Source organism: Pelistega sp. MC2 (genome assembly GCF_900099475.1).
GTDB classification, from domain to species: Bacteria; Pseudomonadota; Gammaproteobacteria; order Burkholderiales; family Burkholderiaceae_B; genus Taylorella; species Taylorella indica.
On record NZ_LT628275.1, the window covers coordinates 856,373 to 873,091 of the forward strand.

The 16,719-nt window shown below is 39.0% G+C and carries 19 protein-coding genes and 1 tRNA gene; 14 read left to right on the plus strand and 6 right to left on the minus strand.

What is annotated here, in order from left to right; genetic code table 11:
* Positions 1–3: 3 nt before the first annotated feature.
* The 5 genes from BQ4443_RS09680 to BQ4443_RS09695 are packed head-to-tail and all read right to left on the minus strand — an operon-like array spanning position 4 to position 2,343.
* Complete coding sequence (locus BQ4443_RS09680; RefSeq protein ID WP_071058762.1) at positions 4–987, minus strand: hypothetical protein; 984 nt, start codon at positions 985–987, stop codon at positions 4–6.
* A gap of 29 nt (positions 988–1,016) precedes the next feature.
* Positions 1,017–1,535, minus strand: coding sequence for a BRCT domain-containing protein (locus BQ4443_RS09685; protein ID WP_071058763.1), 519 nt, complete (start codon positions 1,533–1,535; stop codon positions 1,017–1,019).
* A 39-nt stretch (positions 1,536–1,574) separates the two neighbouring features.
* Positions 1,575–1,712, minus strand: a complete 138-nt coding sequence (locus tag BQ4443_RS12470; RefSeq protein ID WP_176752465.1) for a hypothetical protein — start codon at positions 1,710–1,712, stop codon at positions 1,575–1,577.
* A gap of 16 nt (positions 1,713–1,728) precedes the next feature.
* The gene (locus BQ4443_RS09690; RefSeq protein WP_071058765.1) at positions 1,729–1,917 is read right to left on the minus strand and encodes a YdcA family protein; all 189 of its coding nucleotides are present in this window, start codon (positions 1,915–1,917) and stop codon (positions 1,729–1,731) included.
* Between the two features lie 33 nt (positions 1,918–1,950).
* Positions 1,951–2,343 (minus strand): helix-turn-helix domain-containing protein, encoded by a 393-nt coding sequence (locus tag BQ4443_RS09695; protein ID WP_071058768.1) that lies wholly within the window; start codon positions 2,341–2,343, stop codon positions 1,951–1,953.
* 107 nt (positions 2,344–2,450) lie between these two features.
* Between BQ4443_RS09695 and BQ4443_RS12335 the strand changes: the two genes are divergently transcribed.
* From BQ4443_RS12335 to BQ4443_RS12230, 8 genes are all read left to right on the plus strand, one after another.
* Complete coding sequence (locus tag BQ4443_RS12335) at positions 2,451–2,624, plus strand: ribbon-helix-helix protein, CopG family (protein ID WP_143000589.1); 174 nt, start codon at positions 2,451–2,453, stop codon at positions 2,622–2,624.
* The gene (locus tag BQ4443_RS12225) at positions 2,617–2,946 is read left to right on the plus strand and encodes an Ogr/Delta-like zinc finger protein (protein WP_143000590.1); all 330 of its coding nucleotides are present in this window, start codon (positions 2,617–2,619) and stop codon (positions 2,944–2,946) included. The genes BQ4443_RS12335 and BQ4443_RS12225 overlap by 8 nt, the downstream gene beginning before the upstream one ends.
* Positions 2,930–3,262, plus strand: a complete 333-nt coding sequence (locus BQ4443_RS09705) for a hypothetical protein (protein ID WP_071058771.1) — start codon at positions 2,930–2,932, stop codon at positions 3,260–3,262. Before BQ4443_RS12225 ends, BQ4443_RS09705 begins: the two co-directional genes overlap by 17 nt.
* 10 nt (positions 3,263–3,272) lie before the next feature.
* Positions 3,273–5,960 carry a toprim domain-containing protein gene (locus BQ4443_RS09710; RefSeq protein WP_071058773.1) on the plus strand — a complete coding sequence of 896 codons (2,688 nt, stop codon included), beginning with the start codon at positions 3,273–3,275 and terminating at the stop codon, positions 5,958–5,960.
* Positions 5,961–6,048: 88 nt separating this feature from the next.
* Positions 6,049–6,435, plus strand: a complete 387-nt coding sequence (gene ssb, locus BQ4443_RS09715) for a single-stranded DNA-binding protein (protein ID WP_071058775.1) — start codon at positions 6,049–6,051, stop codon at positions 6,433–6,435.
* Between the two features lie 12 nt (positions 6,436–6,447).
* Complete coding sequence (locus BQ4443_RS09720) at positions 6,448–6,642, plus strand: hypothetical protein (RefSeq protein WP_071058778.1); 195 nt, start codon at positions 6,448–6,450, stop codon at positions 6,640–6,642.
* A gap of 1 nt (position 6,643) precedes the next feature.
* Positions 6,644–6,907, plus strand: coding sequence for a hypothetical protein (locus BQ4443_RS09725; RefSeq protein WP_071058780.1), 264 nt, complete (start codon positions 6,644–6,646; stop codon positions 6,905–6,907).
* Positions 6,908–6,967: 60 nt separating this feature from the next.
* Positions 6,968–8,545, plus strand: coding sequence for a recombinase family protein (locus BQ4443_RS12230; protein WP_083331909.1), 1,578 nt, complete (start codon positions 6,968–6,970; stop codon positions 8,543–8,545).
* Here BQ4443_RS12230 and BQ4443_RS09735 read toward each other — a convergent pair.
* Positions 8,524–8,600: transfer RNA gene (locus BQ4443_RS09735), tRNA-Met, on the minus strand. The genes BQ4443_RS12230 and BQ4443_RS09735 overlap by 22 nt on opposite strands.
* A 75-nt stretch (positions 8,601–8,675) precedes the next feature.
* Between BQ4443_RS09735 and scpB the strand changes: the two genes are divergently transcribed.
* From scpB to rbfA, 6 genes are all read left to right on the plus strand, one after another.
* Complete coding sequence (gene scpB, locus BQ4443_RS09740; protein WP_023951388.1) at positions 8,676–9,458, plus strand: SMC-Scp complex subunit ScpB; 783 nt, start codon at positions 8,676–8,678, stop codon at positions 9,456–9,458.
* A 37-nt stretch (positions 9,459–9,495) separates the two neighbouring features.
* The gene (rluB, locus tag BQ4443_RS09745) at positions 9,496–11,124 is read left to right on the plus strand and encodes a 23S rRNA pseudouridine(2605) synthase RluB (protein WP_023951386.1); all 1,629 of its coding nucleotides are present in this window, start codon (positions 9,496–9,498) and stop codon (positions 11,122–11,124) included.
* A gap of 239 nt (positions 11,125–11,363) precedes the next feature.
* Complete coding sequence (gene rimP, locus BQ4443_RS09750) at positions 11,364–11,834, plus strand: ribosome maturation factor RimP (protein WP_023951384.1); 471 nt, start codon at positions 11,364–11,366, stop codon at positions 11,832–11,834.
* Positions 11,831–13,303, plus strand: coding sequence for a transcription termination factor NusA (gene nusA, locus BQ4443_RS09755; protein ID WP_023951382.1), 1,473 nt, complete (start codon positions 11,831–11,833; stop codon positions 13,301–13,303). The genes rimP and nusA overlap by 4 nt, the downstream gene beginning before the upstream one ends.
* 52 nt (positions 13,304–13,355) lie before the next feature.
* Complete coding sequence (gene infB / locus BQ4443_RS09760) at positions 13,356–16,286, plus strand: translation initiation factor IF-2 (RefSeq protein ID WP_083331910.1); 2,931 nt, start codon at positions 13,356–13,358, stop codon at positions 16,284–16,286.
* Positions 16,287–16,293: 7 nt separating this feature from the next.
* Positions 16,294–16,707: a 30S ribosome-binding factor RbfA gene (gene rbfA, locus BQ4443_RS09765; protein ID WP_023951380.1), complete on the plus strand. Its 414-nt coding sequence runs from the start codon at positions 16,294–16,296 to the stop codon at positions 16,705–16,707.
* Positions 16,708–16,719 lie beyond the last annotated feature (12 nt).

A 16,719-nucleotide genomic window follows, 5' to 3' on the forward strand; every position in this document is an offset into this window, starting at 1 on the left:
TGTTTATATTAACACAAACATCCTATCCTTAATATCTGTATTTATACTATCAAAAGCTGTTGGTAAAGGAGCACTAAAATTTTGAATAATCTCTCTTTTTATTAAATGTTTTTCTATGCTAATTTCGACTGTATTAGGGTCAATGATAAAAGAAGAATTATCTCCACTCTGACTTTTATAACCAATGCGTATTTTGTCTAATTTTTTAGCGACAGCTTTTTTACATAATCCCTGAACAACTGAAAGTCGTTGAATTGCGGACGCATTGATTTTTTCCAACTCTGCAGATAGTTTTATTGTGTGGCGTTTAGATTGAGTCAGTTTATCGTCATCCCAGTATTCTGGAGTGTGAATATCATCGATAATTTCTAAGGAGGTGATTTCTCCTTTTTTTAGCATGTTTTTTAAAGTCTCGTTTGGATGACCTTTTGATTCAAATTTATAAGCGATTGCATATGTTTTATCATCTATATCATAGTAAAACGATGTGGTCTTTGTTTTTAGTTTAGCGAGCTCTTTAGCAGTACGAGCTAATAACCGATCTACAATTGATACGGGTAATTTGGGTACATCCTCAAATAATACAGCATAAGTATCCTTTTTGATAGGCGATAAATTAATACAAAAATGCCCAGAATATGAATTACCTTCAATATAATTACCTTTTGAGTCTGTCTTTCTTTGCGTTTGACGAGAGGTTCTTCTTTGTTTTAGACTTTTTAGTGTTAAATCAGCCTCTTTACCATTGGTTAATGTAAATAGCAGGCAAGCTTTGTCTCCCTCAATCACTAAATCATCAAAGTGATATTTGAAAGATCCGTTGGTATCGGATATTTCAACATTATCTAGTACATGTTTATGTGTTTCTAAATCCAGAAGAAAGTCTTTTAATAGGTGAGAATCTTTAAGAGTAAGGTCCTTTTTTCGAAAAATTGATTGTCGGACGGTTAAATCGTAGTAGTTTACTTTTCTTGAAAGTGCATCCATAGTAATTAAATATTTAAATTAATAAAAAATCAAACAGGAATTTCACCAGTCTCAATTAGCCAATTAAAAGCTTGCTCATCCATCAGCACTAGTCCCATTTCTAGTGCTTTTTCTACTTTCTTAGGACCTGCATTGGGTCCAGTACAAAGAAAGCTTAAGTTTTTTGTCACAGACTTACGGACAAATAAATTATTTTCCAGACTACGTTTTTCCATTTCAGCGCGTTTAACCTCACCAAAACCCGTAAAGCAGATTTCTAATTTATTGTCATAATTAATATAGGAAGGGCGGTTAGGGTCTTTGGGTTTATTGCTTTTAACTTCAGGTTCAGGATCAGGTGCTTCACAAGCCCACCACTTCTGTATAGTGTCTAGGACTTCTAGTATTTGTGCTTTTCTAAAAGTTCTATAAGCATGATCGAACTCTTGGATGCCAGATAAATACTCAGAGGATTGTTGTGTGATGCGGACAAGGGAGCGCTTTGTAATATGTCCCTTACTATTTTTATAAACGAATCTAAAAGGCGATGTATAAGGGTTAATATGCATAGTTTCTCCCTTTGGGTCGTGATAATTAGTTATTTACACCTACAATGTCAACGTCAGCGAATCTTTTTTTAAAACACCAATTTCTGCTGTATAAATAACAGAGATAAGGCTATCTAATGTGGTTTGAGGGCGAGGGCGTCCCGTTTCTTTATAAAAATCAATAATACGTCCTGTCATTTTCAGCATCCTTTTTTTAATCAGATTTTGACCTACCTTTACAGACTTTTTTAGATTGGCTGACTGTCCCATCGTTACAGATAAAGCGACCTGATTCGCAATGAGAAATACCACCTTTTTTACCGCTGCAAGGCTCACGTCCACGAGCCTCTGCTGTTGTACTTAGTACAGCTAAACAAAGACCTAATACCACGAATAATTTCATTGTCTTCTCCCAAAAATATGAAATAGATTTAGATTAGAAACCTACGGCTGTTTTTAAAATTAATTCTTTTGCCTCGTTAATGTTTATATCCGTTTGTTTTGCTCTGAATAATTGTTTGGCAACATTGAGGGTTTGCTCTTTGGTGAGTGTTTTTTGATGACGCTCAAGCCAATCCTCTACTTCAAATAAGCAGCGTTGTAGTTCGACTAAATCATCTAGTGTCACAGATCGTTGACCTGTAAGGATATAGCCAATGTCTATACCCTTCTGATATAGAGAAAGTAGATAGGCACTATCTGGAGCACCACGTCCATTCTCATAATCAGATTGAGTCTTTCTTGAAACTCCAACTGATTCACAAAATTCATCTTGATTCTGCCCAAGACTTTTACGTATTTCTTTCAATCTAGACGCAATAGTACTCATTTGAAAAATATTTCACTCAATATATTGACTTTGAGTAGAAAACTACTCATAATTACATTTACATCAATTTACAACATAACGAATAAAACCGTTACAAGGTCCTACATATGAAACATACTACAAAACCACCCATAAACACAAGCAAAAAAGAGACGATGCACGTTATTACCTTTCGCTTAAACACAGCGGAATATCAACGTGTATTAAAGCGCGCACGCAAAGAAAAACGATCCATCAGTCAAATGGTTCGAGTATTGCTGGCCGAGGAAGCTAATGTCTAACCTAATAGGCATGAATTGCCCCCATTGTGGCAGCAGAGGGCGTATCCGTACCTCAATAGAAAAATCACCCACAATGCGTGAACTCTACTTTTACTGCACAGAAATGTTCTGTGGCCACAGTTGGGTAGCGTCGATGGAAGCCATTCGTACCATTAGTCCACCAAGCCCAGCCTTTAAAAATCCACATATTAATTTGCCTATTGTCAAAAATGAGGACGTCTATTTACTACACGACCAGTTCAAATCAGACCTAACAGGTCAACGATCTATTTTTGAAATCTTTAAAGGCAACGAGGAACAACAAAATGAAAATAATCAGTGATTACTTATTAAATAGTGCACGTATCTTTGTTCAAGAATTAGAGCTAAGTGAATTTAATGCACAAGAAAAAGTAGATGTCATTGCACGTCGTCTTGAATCTAAACATGAAATCCCTCGTACTTTAGCAATAGATATTGCCTGCAAAGTATTCAGTGAAGTACAAGCCGTCAATATACCTGCTTACATAGATGTTGATAACTGCACAACATTTTGTATTGTCCTAAGAGAGCAAGGTAACCCAGATCCTATTTATTTAAGTCTAGCCAGCCTTTATAGTCGTATTCAGCAAAGCCGTTTAGAACAAGAAGCATACTAAGAGGCGGTTTATGCACATTGACCTATTAAGTGACATCCGTCAGCGACTAATAGCTGATTTTTCCTTTAAAGAAGATAAAGGCTATCTTATTGCTGGACGTTGTCCTAACTGCCATAAGCGAGAGCTTTTTACCAGTGCCGAGACGCCTTGGGTGGTAAAGTGTAATCGCCTTAATAAATGTGGCTATCAAGAGCATGTTAAAGATATCTATCCTGAACTATTTACGAGATGGTCAGATAAATATCAACCAACACCAGAGAATAACTACAACAAAAATGCAGCAGCAGATGCTTATTTAAGTAAGGGACGTGGCTTTGACTTGTCCTTAATCGCTGGTGATTATACACAAGAGACATACTACGATCAGAAACGCAAACTTGCCTCAGCGACTGTAAGATTTCCTTTGTTAAATGGCTATTGGGAGCGCATTATTGATGACGCTCACAAGTTTGATAGTAAAGCTAAATTTATGCCAGGAACCAAATACAAAGGACAATGGTGGCGTCCTAGTCGTATGGATTACACCAAGGTCAAAGAGCTTTGGATTGTCGAAGGTATTTTTGATGCGATCGCTCTACGTCATCACGGTATAGAAGCCGTGTCAATCATGTCGTGCAATAATTATCCCGACGTGGCACTAAAAGAGTTAAGCAACTTAGGCGTACGTCCTACTATTATTTTTGCACTGGATAACGATAATGGAGGTACTCGCTACACTAAACAGCACGTAGAGCGTGCTAGAGCAGATGGCTGGTTATGTGGAGCAGCACAGTTGCCAAAAGGAAAACTCAAAGATTGGAATGATATCCATCTAATGTCAATCAATATCAAATGTGATGATCCTAAATACCCGTTCTCAGAGCGTGCCATTAGAGACTATAAGCTACATGGACGCATTATCTTAGCCAATTCAGCCACAGAAAAAGCAGTGGCGATGGTGGATTTATACGATATCAAGTCATTTGACTTTGAGTATGGAGGACGCTGGTGGTGGTTTGAATTTGATCCTGAAAAATATTCAAAAGCATTAGATAGCATTGAAGAAGATGCTGCCAATGATGACTTGAGTGCCGAAGAGCGTCGCGAAAAAGCAATGATTGAAGCAAAGTCATTAAAACAAATAGCAAACTGCTACCCCGAACCATTATATTACCTCACATCAGAAGTGAGTGATGAGTCATGGTACTACTATTCTGTCATCTTTCCTCACGGTGGTGAAACCATAAAAAATACATTTACTGCCGCACAATTAAGCTCTTCAAGTGAATTCAAAAAGCGCTTATTATCAATTGCGCCAGGAGGGATGTATACAGGGACAAACCAAATATTAGAGCGTTCATTAAATAAAACCCTTTACAACATTAAAAGGGTAGAAACAGTTGATTATGTTGGTTATTCAGCCAAGCATAAATGCTATATATTTAATAACGTGGCTATGCGTCAAGGTGAGATGAAGCTCCTCAACAAAGAGGATTATTTTGACTTTGGAAAACTATCTATTAAATCACTATTACGCATTAATCAGCATATTAATACTGAACCATCAGACTATACACGGGAGTGGTCTGATGTGTTGTGGACGGCTTTTGGTAAAAAAGGGTTTGCCGTCCTTACATTTTTCTTTGGATCCTTGTTTGCAGAACAAGTCAGAGCAGAGCAAGACAGTTTCCCTTTCTTAGAAGTCGTCGGTGAACCTGCGACAGGTAAGAGTACCTTATTGACTTTTTTATGGAAGCTGTTTGGTCGGGATAACGAAGAAGGTATTGACCCACAGAAAACTACACCTGTGGGGCGTGCACGTACATTAGCACAGGTAGCAAATATGCCAGTTGTCTTTATTGAGGGAGACCGCAATCATGATGACAAGAAGAGCCATCAAAAAGGCTTTTCTTGGGATGAACTAAAGACAGCTTATAACGGACGTTCAATACGTTCCGTTGGTGCACAAGACCGTAGTAATAATACAGTAGAGTCACCGTTTAGAGGCACGATTATTATTTCGCAAAATGACGTAGTTAACGCCTCGGACGCAGTGATGCAGCGTATCTGCCATATTTATTTTGATGGAGAGGGCTATAGCGAACAAACACGTAAAGCAGCTGTAGCACTTGGCCGTATTCAAATGGAGGATGTATCAGGATTTATTCTCGCCTCTATTAAGCGTGAAGCTGAAGTTATGGATATCATCAAGACGAATAAAGACAAACATACAGATTCCTTGATGGCAAACCCAAAAATTCATATAGGACGGTTAGCACATAACCACGCACAAATGCTGTGCTTTCTTGATGCTTTACGTCTAGTCGTCAAAATGACAGATGAACAATACAAACAAACGGCAGAATTTATTGAACAGATGGCCGTACACAGACAAGAAGCACTCAATGATGACCATCCTGTAGTACAAGAGTTTTGGGAACTATACGACTATTTGAATGGCGATGAATATGAACCTAAGCTTAATCATAGTCGTGACAATGACGTTATCGCCATTAATCTAAATGAAGTTATAGAGCTAGCAAGTTTGCAGCGCCAACAAGTACCAGTACTACGAGATATCAAAAAATTACTTAAAACAAGTAAACGCTATCAATATATCGATCAACGAAATGTTAATAGCATAATCCGAGCACGACATAGCATGACGGGCTTATCCGTCAGATGTTGGATTTTTAAGAAACCACCAATGAAAGGATAAATATGAAAATCATATCACCAGCGTAATCATCTTCATTGATTACGATTTTTAAATGAACAAATTCATCAATTACTAAAAAGGATTATTTATGTCAGTTAATAAAGTATTTATCGTCGGTAATTTAGGTCAAGATCCAGAAGTACATACTTCACAGAGCGGGTTTATGAGTGTCACATTGTCTGTTGCAACGTCCACGAGCTGGAAGGATAAAAATACAGGTGAGAAGCGAGAAGAAGTGGAATGGCACCGTATAGTCTTAATGGGACACTCTGCAGAGTTTGCCAAAAACTATCTAAAAAAAAGTATGAAAGTCTATGTGGAGGGAAGAATACGTACTAGAAAATGGACTGATTCTAAAGGGATAGAGCGATATACAACAGAAGTGGTTGGGAGCAATGTGTTGTCACTCGAGAGAGCGGGAAATAATCGACCACCAGAACCACCAGCGATTGATGACGGTGATGTACAGTATTAAGGGAGGGACTAGATGAACCTACATTATTTTTACAACGATTTACCTGCACGAGGAACTAAATTTATTGCCACCTATGCCGATGAAACAGGCGCAAAACTCTTTCAGCGACTAGATGATGGACAATTTATTGACTGCGAAGATGGTTTTAAAGTGCCTTATAACGGCTGGTTTTTGGATAAAGGCTTTTTATATTGGGAGAAAATCTAAAATGAATTTTGACAAATATGGAAGAATGCAATATCACCCTGAATATCACAAAAATCACAGAAAGCCTATGCTATTGAGTGACCAAAAATGGTTAATAGAAAACTACGAAATAATGGGGGCAGAACAATGCTCATTTATTTTGGAGAGAACGATACATTCAATTTATACAATCGTTACATCGCTTCGTAAAAAAGGATTGATGAAAAAGCCATTAAAAAGACAATGGAGCAGAAGAGAAATTAGACCAGCAAGGAGTAACATATGAACATCAATCTTCTTATTGGTTTTTTAGCAATTAAAAAAGCACAGCAATGGAAACAACAAAATGAGAACAGCAATTTACGCACGATTCAGCTCAAGCAACCAAAGCGAAATGAGTATTACAGACCAGATCAGAATTTGTCAAAAGAAAATAGTAGAACAAGGGTGGAAAGAGCCTGCTATTTTTTCTGATATGGCAGTATCAGGTAGTACACCATTATTATTTCGTGACGGCAGTTTGAAGCTTTATAGCGAAGCAGAGCGTAAAAGTTTTGATGTGCTTCTCGTAGAGAGCCTTGATAGATTGAGTCGAGATCAAGTGGAGCAGGAGCTATTTGTACGTAAGTTAGAGTACAAAGGTATACGTATCATTGGTGTATGCGATGGTTACGACTCAGAAATGCCCGCTAGTAAGATTTTACGTGGGGTTAGAGGCCTGATTAATGAGATGTTTCTGGATGACTTACGGATAAAAACTCACCGTGGATTATCAGGGCAGGTACTGCGTGGTTATGCTGCAACAGGACGAAGCTATGGTTATAACATTGTTAAAACTGAAAAAGGTAGTATTTATGAGATTAATAAAACAGAAGCTGAATGGGTTCGTTTTATATTTCGTGAATATGCTAATGGTTCAAGCGTGCAGCGCATAGCAGATAAGCTAAATAAGCAAGGAGTACATTCTGCGAGACATAATACTTGGTCTGTTTCTGCGATATATGGCACACCAACTAAATGGTCTGGTGTCTTGAATAACCGTTTATATATAGGTTTGAATGTTTGGAATCGTAGTAAATGGATAAAAAACCCAGAGAATGGTAAGCGTCAGCGGATCGAACGTAAGGAATCAGAATGGATTATTACAGAAGTACCTGAGTTGCGTATAGTGAATGATGATCTTTGGAATAAGGTAAGGGTTCGTATTGATGGTAAAAATCCAGATGGTACAAGACAGAAACATCAGAAACCATCAAGAACTCTTTTTGGTGGTTTATTACGTTGCCCTTATTGTGGAGGAGCTGTTATTGCTGTTAATCAACGGTCTTATGGCTGTGCTCAAAGAAAGGATAGGGGGACATCTGTGTGTACAGGGGTCTTACTAAAAAAATCAGCTGTGGAAAAACGACTAATCTCATATATCCAGGATACATTATTAAGTGAAGCCTCAATTAATGAGTTTGAGATTAAATTTAGAAATTTGATTGATGTTCAGCGTAGCGAAAGCACAATAAGTAGCATAAAAGAGAAACTTAAAGAAATTAAGAGCAGTATGGCCAAGCTTGTGGATATTTTAGCTGAAGTAGGACATAGTAAGCCTCTAATACAAAAACTGAACGCATTAGAAGAAGAGCAATCAGCGTTACAGCGTGACCTTGATACAGCATTAAGTCAGCATAACCATGATGATATAGATATAGCAACCATATTTAAAGAGGCTGTGAGTGAGTTGGGTAGTTTTTTGTCTGAAGACAAACAAAAAGCCCATTCCATTATGAAAGGGCTTTTCGGTGTTATCCAATTAGAGGATAAAGACGGAGCTATTGTAGCCAAAATAGATAGAGGAAAAGTTTTACAACTTGTCCTAAATTCACAGAAAAACAACGTTTCTGTCTCTAATTTTGGTTGCGAGGGCAGGATTTGAACCTACGACCTTCGGGTTATGAGCCCGACGAGCTGCCAGACTGCTCCACCTCGCGTCAGAAAGAATTATTATATAATTAATGATATACTTTATGCAAGTGTTTTATGAAAATTTTTAAAAAGAGACCAATATGGAAGAGGATTTAATCTCTAAAGTCATTGAAACAGCACTTTTATGTGCTAATGAGCCAATGAAAGTGGCAGAGTTAGCAAAGCTTTTTGCTGAGGTGGATGCGGTCTCAAATGATGCTATAAAACAACAATTATTAAATTTACAGAGCCAATGGGAAAATAAAGGGTTAGAATTAGTGGAACTTGCAAGTGGGTGGCGTTTTCAAAGTCGCCCAGATATGCAAAAGTATCTTGAACGTCTAAATCCTGAAAAACCTCCTAAATATTCACGCGCTGTAATGGAAACCTTAGCAATTATTGCTTGGCGTCAACCTGTTACTAGAGGGGATATTGAGGATATTCGTGGTGTTTCTGTTTCTTCACAGATTATAAAAACCTTGGAAGATAGGGATTGGATTGAGGTTATTGGTCATCGAGAGGGACCAGGCCGACCTGCATTATTTGGGACAACAAAGCATTTTCTTGATGATATGGGATTAAAATCTTTGGCACAATTGCCAGAGCTTGAAACTAATCCAGATATGCTCTCAAATGATCCAACGTTAGCCCAATTACTACAAGAGCAATCACCTCAATTGTCTTTGCCCCATGAAGAACAGGAGGCTGACACAACAGAAGGCGAAGTGATATCTGATATGGTAAAAGAGCCAACGCTTGAGCCTACTGGTGATGCTAGTGAAAATACTGCTAGAGAAGGTGAAAATGATTCATTAAAGAATGATGAATCCACGCAACCTATTGATGATGACGACAATCAAGATAACAAGAATTTCTTGGACTAACAAACAAAGACCTCAATTCATTTTGAGGCGGTAGAGAATGATGGACGAAAACGAAGAAACGTCAAATATTGAAAGTGTCGCTAATGACCAGACGCAAACAGAGCAAATAGGCAAAAAAGGGCGTAAATTACGCACGCCGTTCAGACGACGTCGGGTTAATCCTGCTGATAAAAATACAGATAATGAAAGCGTGATAGCAGAATTGAATACAGAGATAGTCTCTGTTGAGCAAGCGGAAGTAGTTAGTAAACCTAAACGAGCACCTCGATCCTCCAGAAAATTATCTTCACAAGAAGCATCAGTCGCTGTTGAGACAAGTGAAGAAAAACCAGCTAGAACAAGAAAAACACCTCGCAAAACTAGCCGTAAAAAAGATAAATTTAGTAGTGATACTATCCCTTCATTTGAAGACGACAGTATTAGTAATGCTGATTTATTGTTAGCCGAAGAAGTTTCCGAAAAGGAACAAAATCAAGTTTTTTCTTATCTTGATAAAAAACATGACCCATTAGAAAAGCGCTTAGGTAAATTCTTAGGCTCTGATCAAGTGATGCCTAAATTACACAAGGTGTTGGCAGATGCTGGTGTGGGTTCACGTCGTGATATGGAAGAATTGATTTTGCAAGGCCGTGTTTCCGTCAATGGTGAGCCAGCTCATATTGGACAGCGCGTAAGTCTTGAGGATGTTGTTCGTGTCAATGGACGTCTAGTGGCTCGCCCTAAAGCAAATCGTCCTCCTCGAGTTATTCTTTATCATAAACCTGCTGGTGAAATTGTTACGATGGATGATCCAGAGAATAGGGCGACTGTTTTTTCACGGTTACCTAAAATGAAAACAGGTAAATGGGTTTCCGTAGGGCGTTTAGACCTGAATACCGAAGGCTTATTGATTTTTACAACTTCTGGTGATTTAGCCAATCGTTTAATGCATCCACGTTACGGTAGCGAACGTGAATATGCGGTACGTGTTTTGGGTGAAATGACTGAAGAGCAACGTCAACAATTATTGCAAGGTATTCAGTTAGATGATGGTATGGCGGCATTTGGTTGTCTGGACTTTATTGGTGGTGAAGGTAGTAATCGTTGGTATAGAGTAACGATTAATGAGGGTAGAAATCGTGAAGTCCGTCGCATGTTTGAGGCTGTTGGTTTGCTAGTGAGTCGTCTGATTCGTTCGCGTTTTGGTGATATATCACTTCCTCGCAATCTTCGCCGTGGACGTTGGGAGGAATTAGATGCGACTATTGTATTAGCCTTAATGGAGCAACTAGGTTTGAATAGACCAGTTGATACCGAAGAAAAATCAGGTAAAGGGAAAAGGGTTGGTCGCGCCCCTCGTCGTATTTCTCACGATAATGCCATGCCTCCGGGGTATGAAAATGCTGTTGATGTAGCATCAGAATTTAGTGTCTATACTCGTCGTAGTGGTCAACCATTGCGAAATGGGTCTCGCACAAGAAGAGGTGGTTTGTCTGGTAATTCTACTACCTACGATAGAACAACAGATGGTGTGCGTACCGCTAAAAAAGCTAATAAAACATCCCGTTCCTCTTATTTAGGGGGTAAAAAATCTTCTCGTACAAGAGATGATTGGCAACCCAAGGGACAAAATGCACATGAGTCTCAGTTGGGCTTTTTGTCGCCTCGACCTAAAAAAATGAGGTAATTTTTAAATATACTTGGCTGCCTCTTTGAATGTAGTTGGGTGTCAAAGAATGCCAACACATTAATAGAGAATTTTGCTTATTGCTTGAAAATAAAAGAAATTTCGGGTACAATTTACCAGAAATTAAAATTTTGCATTGCAAAAGAGTGTTGCGAAATTTTGAAGTGCTTTGATAGGTGATTCATTCACCTCATTTTTAAAATGATGGGCTGTTCAGCCCATTTTTTTTTAATATTTTTATGGCTGATTTATATACATTAACTGAGCAAGCAATTGCTGGTCTTGGTGTTGAACTAATTGATGTGGAAAGAGCTGCTCTTGGTCTATTGAGAATTACGATAGACAAAGAGGGTGGAGTCAATATTGAGGATTGCGAACAAGTGTCGCGATTATTATCACGTGTTTATGAAGTTGAGAATATCGACTACAAACGCTTAGAAGTGGGATCGCCAGGTGTGGATCGTCCACTTCGTCATCTTGCAGATTTTCAACGATTTGCAGGAGAAAAAATAGAAGTTAAATTGCATACACCCATTGATAATCGCAAGGTATTTAATGGGATTTTATCCCTTAAAGAAGGGCAAGCAAATGTGTTTAATTTAACGTTTGAAGAAAAAAAGAACGAAACCAAAGTGATTGAGTTTGCTTATGAAGATGTTGATAAAGCTAAGCTTGATCCTGTATTAGATTTCAAAGGTAAAAAGAAATGAGTCGTGAGATCCTCCATTTTGTTGATGCATTAGCGCACGAAAAAAACGTACCAGCAGATATCGTATTTACGGCTTTAGAGGGTGCATTAGCATCAGCAATGAAGAAGCGTTTTAAAGAAGATGTGGACATTGTTGTAACAATTAATCGTCAGACAGGTGCCCACACTGGGGTGCGTCGTTGGTTAGTTGTTCCTGATGAGGCTGGTTTACAAGAGCCTGAGCGCCAAGAGTTATTGTCTGATGCGCAAGAAATCAAACCGGGTATTCAAGTTGGTGAATACATTGAAGAAGAGCTAGAAATCGAGGATTTTGGACGCATCGGTGCACAAGTGGCAAAACAAGCTATCTTACAACGCATTCGTGATGCTGAGCGTGAGCAAGTATTAAATGAATTCTTGGAGCGTGGTGATAGTATCGTCTCTGGCACGATTAAACGCATGGATAAAGGTGATGCGATTGTTGAAATCGGTAAAATTGAGGCTCGTTTACCTCGTGCATCAATGATTCCAAAAGAGAATCTACGTACAGGTGATAGAGTGCGCGCATGGGTAGAAACCGTTGATCATAATTTACGTGGACAACAAGTAATTCTTTCTCGTACTGCGCCTGAATTTATTCGTGAATTATTTGAAAATGAAGTACCAGAAATTGAACAAGGCTTGCTTGAAATTAAAGCGGCTGCTCGTGACCCCGGTATTCGTGCCAAAATTGCTGTAGTTGCTTATGATAAACGTATTGACCCTATTGGTACTTGCGTGGGTATGCGTGGTTCACGTGTAAGTGCTGTTCGTAATGAGTTAGGTGGCGAACAAGTGGATATCGTTCTTTGGTCTGATGTTCCTGCGGAGTTTGTTATTTCAGCGTTAGCACCTGCACAAGTAGAGTCTATTGTTGTAGAAGAAGATAAAAAGACGATGGATGTTGTCGTTGATGATGAGAATCTAGCTAAAGCTATTGGTACTAGAGGTCAAAATGTACGTCTAGCCTCTGAGTTAACAGGCTGGCAAATTAATATCATGACGCCAGAAGAAAGCAAAAATCGTAAAGCCGAAGAAGACTCAAAATTATTGAAATTGTTCGAAGAAAAATTAGATGTTGATGAAGAAGTGGCATCTATTTTGATTGAAGAGGGCTTTAGTGGCTTAGAAGAAGTTGCTTATGTTCCAGAACAAGAGTTACTCGACATTGAGGGCTTTGATGAGGATTTAGTAGCTGAATTGCGTAGTCGTGCACGTGCGGCTTTATTAACAGAGGCTATTGCACGTGAAGAAGCTGTTGAAAGTGCTCAAGACTTAGTGGGCTTAAAAGGCTTAGATGCTGAGAAAATTGCTAAGTTAGTAGCAGCCAATATTAAAACCAGAGATGATCTTGCTGAGTTAGCAAGTGATGAACTGGCAGAGTTATTGTCTATTTCAGAAGATGATGCAGGACAAATTATTCTCGAAGCCAGAGCTCATTGGTTTGAGTAAGATGTACTCATTAGTTATATAAATTATTTTAGTTGTTAGAAAAGAGAACCGAATGCCAAATACCACTGTTTCACAGTTTGCTGAAGAAATTAAACTATCCACAGACGTATTGCTTGAGCAACTACGTCTTGCTGGCTCAAAGATTAAGTCGGCAGATGATGTTGTGACGGAAGAAGATAAAGCGAAACTCTATAAAATGCTTAAAAATGATCACGGTGAAAGTAAAGAGAAGAAAAAAATTACGTTAACGCGTAAAAAAGTCTCTGAAATTCGTCAAGCTGACGGATCAAAAGTTCAGGTAGAAGTACGCAAAAAACGAGTAGTTGTTTCTCCCGAAATTACAAAAGAGCAAATTAAAGCTGCTGCTCAAAAAGAAGAAGCAAAAGTTACTGCTGAACCACCTTCAGCAGTGGTTGAGGCTGAAAAAACAGTTGCTATAGAAAAAACTAATGTTGCTACTAAGGCAGCAGAGACAATTGTGAATGAACAGGAGTCAACAGCACCTGTAATGGCATCTACTGGAAAAGTAGCGGCAATAGCAGAAACAGAGAACGCATCAGTTGCTGATGTATCAAAGACTGAATCACCAAAGCAAGAACCGACAAAGGCAGAAACATCCAAACAAGATAGTAAAGAAGCTCCAAAAGTTGATGCTAATAAAGAATCAGTTAAAGAAACAAGCGCTAAAGTGGCTGATGATACTCAGGCTCGTAAGCCCAACTCACAAACAGCTAAATCAGAAAATAAAACATCTGGTTATAGACAAGAGCGTAAGCCTGAGCATAAAAATCAATTTAATAAGCCAAAATCGGATAAACCAAAATTCGAACAAAATAACAAATCATCAACTAGCAACAAACCACAGCACTCTTCAGCTGATCGTGAAAATGCTCGTCAAAAAGTTGAGCATGAGGCTGCTGCTATCCGTGATTTATTACGTAAACCAGCTCGTACTGTTAAGGCAGAGCCTATTGAGGCGATTAATCCAGATGGCGTAACTAAAAAATTAGGCAAAAAAGATGTTAAAGCATCAGCTAAGAAAAATACGGATGTTGAAAAGAACTGGAATGATGGCGCTCGTAGCAGTAAAAAATCAGCCAATAATGACAAACGTAGTCATGGCTTAGGTGGTGATGAGGACGGCTGGAGAGCAGGTGGTAGTCGCAATAAAAACAAAAATAAACAGCAACAAGAACAACGCCAACAACCACAGGTAATTGAATTTATTGCACGTGAAATTCATGTGCCAGAAACGATTACTGTGGCGGACTTAGCACACAAGATGTCTGTTAAAGCGACTGAAGTTATCAAGAAATTGATGATGCTAGGTCAGATGGTGACTATTAACCAAGTATTAGATCAAGACACAGCCATGATTGTGGTTGAAGAGTTTGGTCATACAGCTGTTCAAGCAAAACTGGATGACCCAGAAGCCTTCTTAGCCGATGAAGGCACAGTCCAAGAGAGTGAAGCATTGCCACGTGCGCCAGTTGTTACTGTGATGGGACACGTTGACCATGGTAAAACATCACTTTTAGACTATATTCGTCGTGCTAAAGTTGCTTCAGGGGAAGCAGGTGGTATTACCCAACATATTGGTGCTTATCGAGTACAAACAGAAGGTGGTGTAGTCACATTCCTTGATACGCCAGGACATGAGGCCTTTACGGCTATGCGTGCACGTGGTGCCAAGGCAACTGATATTGTTATTCTTGTAGTAGCAGCTGATGACGGTGTTATGCCACAAACACGTGAGGCGATTCATCATGCCAAAGCAGCTGGAGTGCCTCTTGTAGTTGCCATTAACAAAATTGATAAACCAGAAGCAAACCCTGAACGTGTCAAACAAGAGTTAGTTGCAGAAGAGGTTGTTCCTGAGGAATATGGTGGCGATGTACCATTCGTTCCTGTCTCAGCTAAAACAGGCCAAGGTATTGATGATTTACTTGAAAATGTATTATTACAGGCTGAAATTCTTGAGCTAAAAGCGCCTGTTGATGCCCCGGCCAAGGGAATTGTGATTGAGGCACGTCTAGATAAAGGACGTGGTCCAGTAGCGACAATTCTTGTTCAAAGTGGTACTTTAAAACGTGGTGATGCATTACTGGCAGGAGCTACTTTTGGTCGTGTTCGTGCCATGCAAGATGAACATGGTCGCAATATTGATCAAGCAGGTCCTTCGTATCCAGTTGAAATTCAAGGTTTAACAGAAGTACCTGCCGCTGGTGATGAGGTTCAAGTTCTGCTAGATGAGCGTAAAGCACGTGAAATCGCTTTGTTCCGTCAAGGTAAATTCCGTGATGTGAAATTGGCTAAACAACAAGCACAGAATTTAGAAAATATTCTAAATGGTACGGCGACAGATGGTGTGAAAACACTTTCTTTGATTATCAAAACCGATGTACAAGGTTCTCAAGAAGCATTGGCTCAATCCTTATTGAAACTTTCCGGTGATGAGGTGCGTGTACAAGTTGTGCATGCAGCCGTAGGTGGTATTTCAGAGAGTGATGTGAACTTAGCGATTGCCTCTCAAGCAGTTATTATTGGGTTTAATGTACGTGCCGACCAAAATGCTAAGAAATTGGCAGAGCACAATGGTATTGATATTCGCTACTATAATATTATTTATGATGCTGTAGATGAAGTGAAGAGTGCTTTATCTGGCATGTTAGCGCCAGAAAAACGCGAAGAAATTATTGGTTTAGTAGATGTGCGAGAGGTTTATCGTATTTCTCGTATTGGTACCGTTGCGGGATGTATGGTTCTAGAAGGACTTGTACGTCGTGATGCTCAAGTTCGTCAATTACGTAACAATGTTGTCATCTGGACGGGATCTTTAGATTCACTAAAACGTTTCAAAGACGATGCTAAAGAAGTCAAATCAGGCTTTGATTGTGGTATTTCTTTACGTGGTCAAAATGATATTGAAATTGGTGACCAATTCGAAGTCTTCGAAATTCGTGAAATTGCCCGTACTTTATAGATAAGTTATGAGTCGACATAAAAATAAAGCACCAGCTAGTCGTAATATTCGACTAGCTGACCAAATTCAAAAAGATTTAGCCCAATTAATTCAACGGGAGCTAGGAACTCGCTCAGGGTTAATTACACTGACTGGAGTAGAGTTAAGTCCGGACTATGCCCATGCAAAAGTCTTTTTTACGGTATTAGGTGCAGAGCCTGAGGAAGCAACTGCTGCACTAAATGAAAAAGCAGGATATTTACATTCATTGCTATTCAAAATGTTGCACATTCATACTGTACCTACCCTACATTTTCATCATGATAATCAATTAGCACATGGGATTGAGATGAGTAGACTGATTGATCGTGCTAATCATCCAGAAGATTTTCCTGATGAGGGTGATATTCCCAATTTTGAACCCCCTAAAATTCGAGGCTAACTATTTTATGCT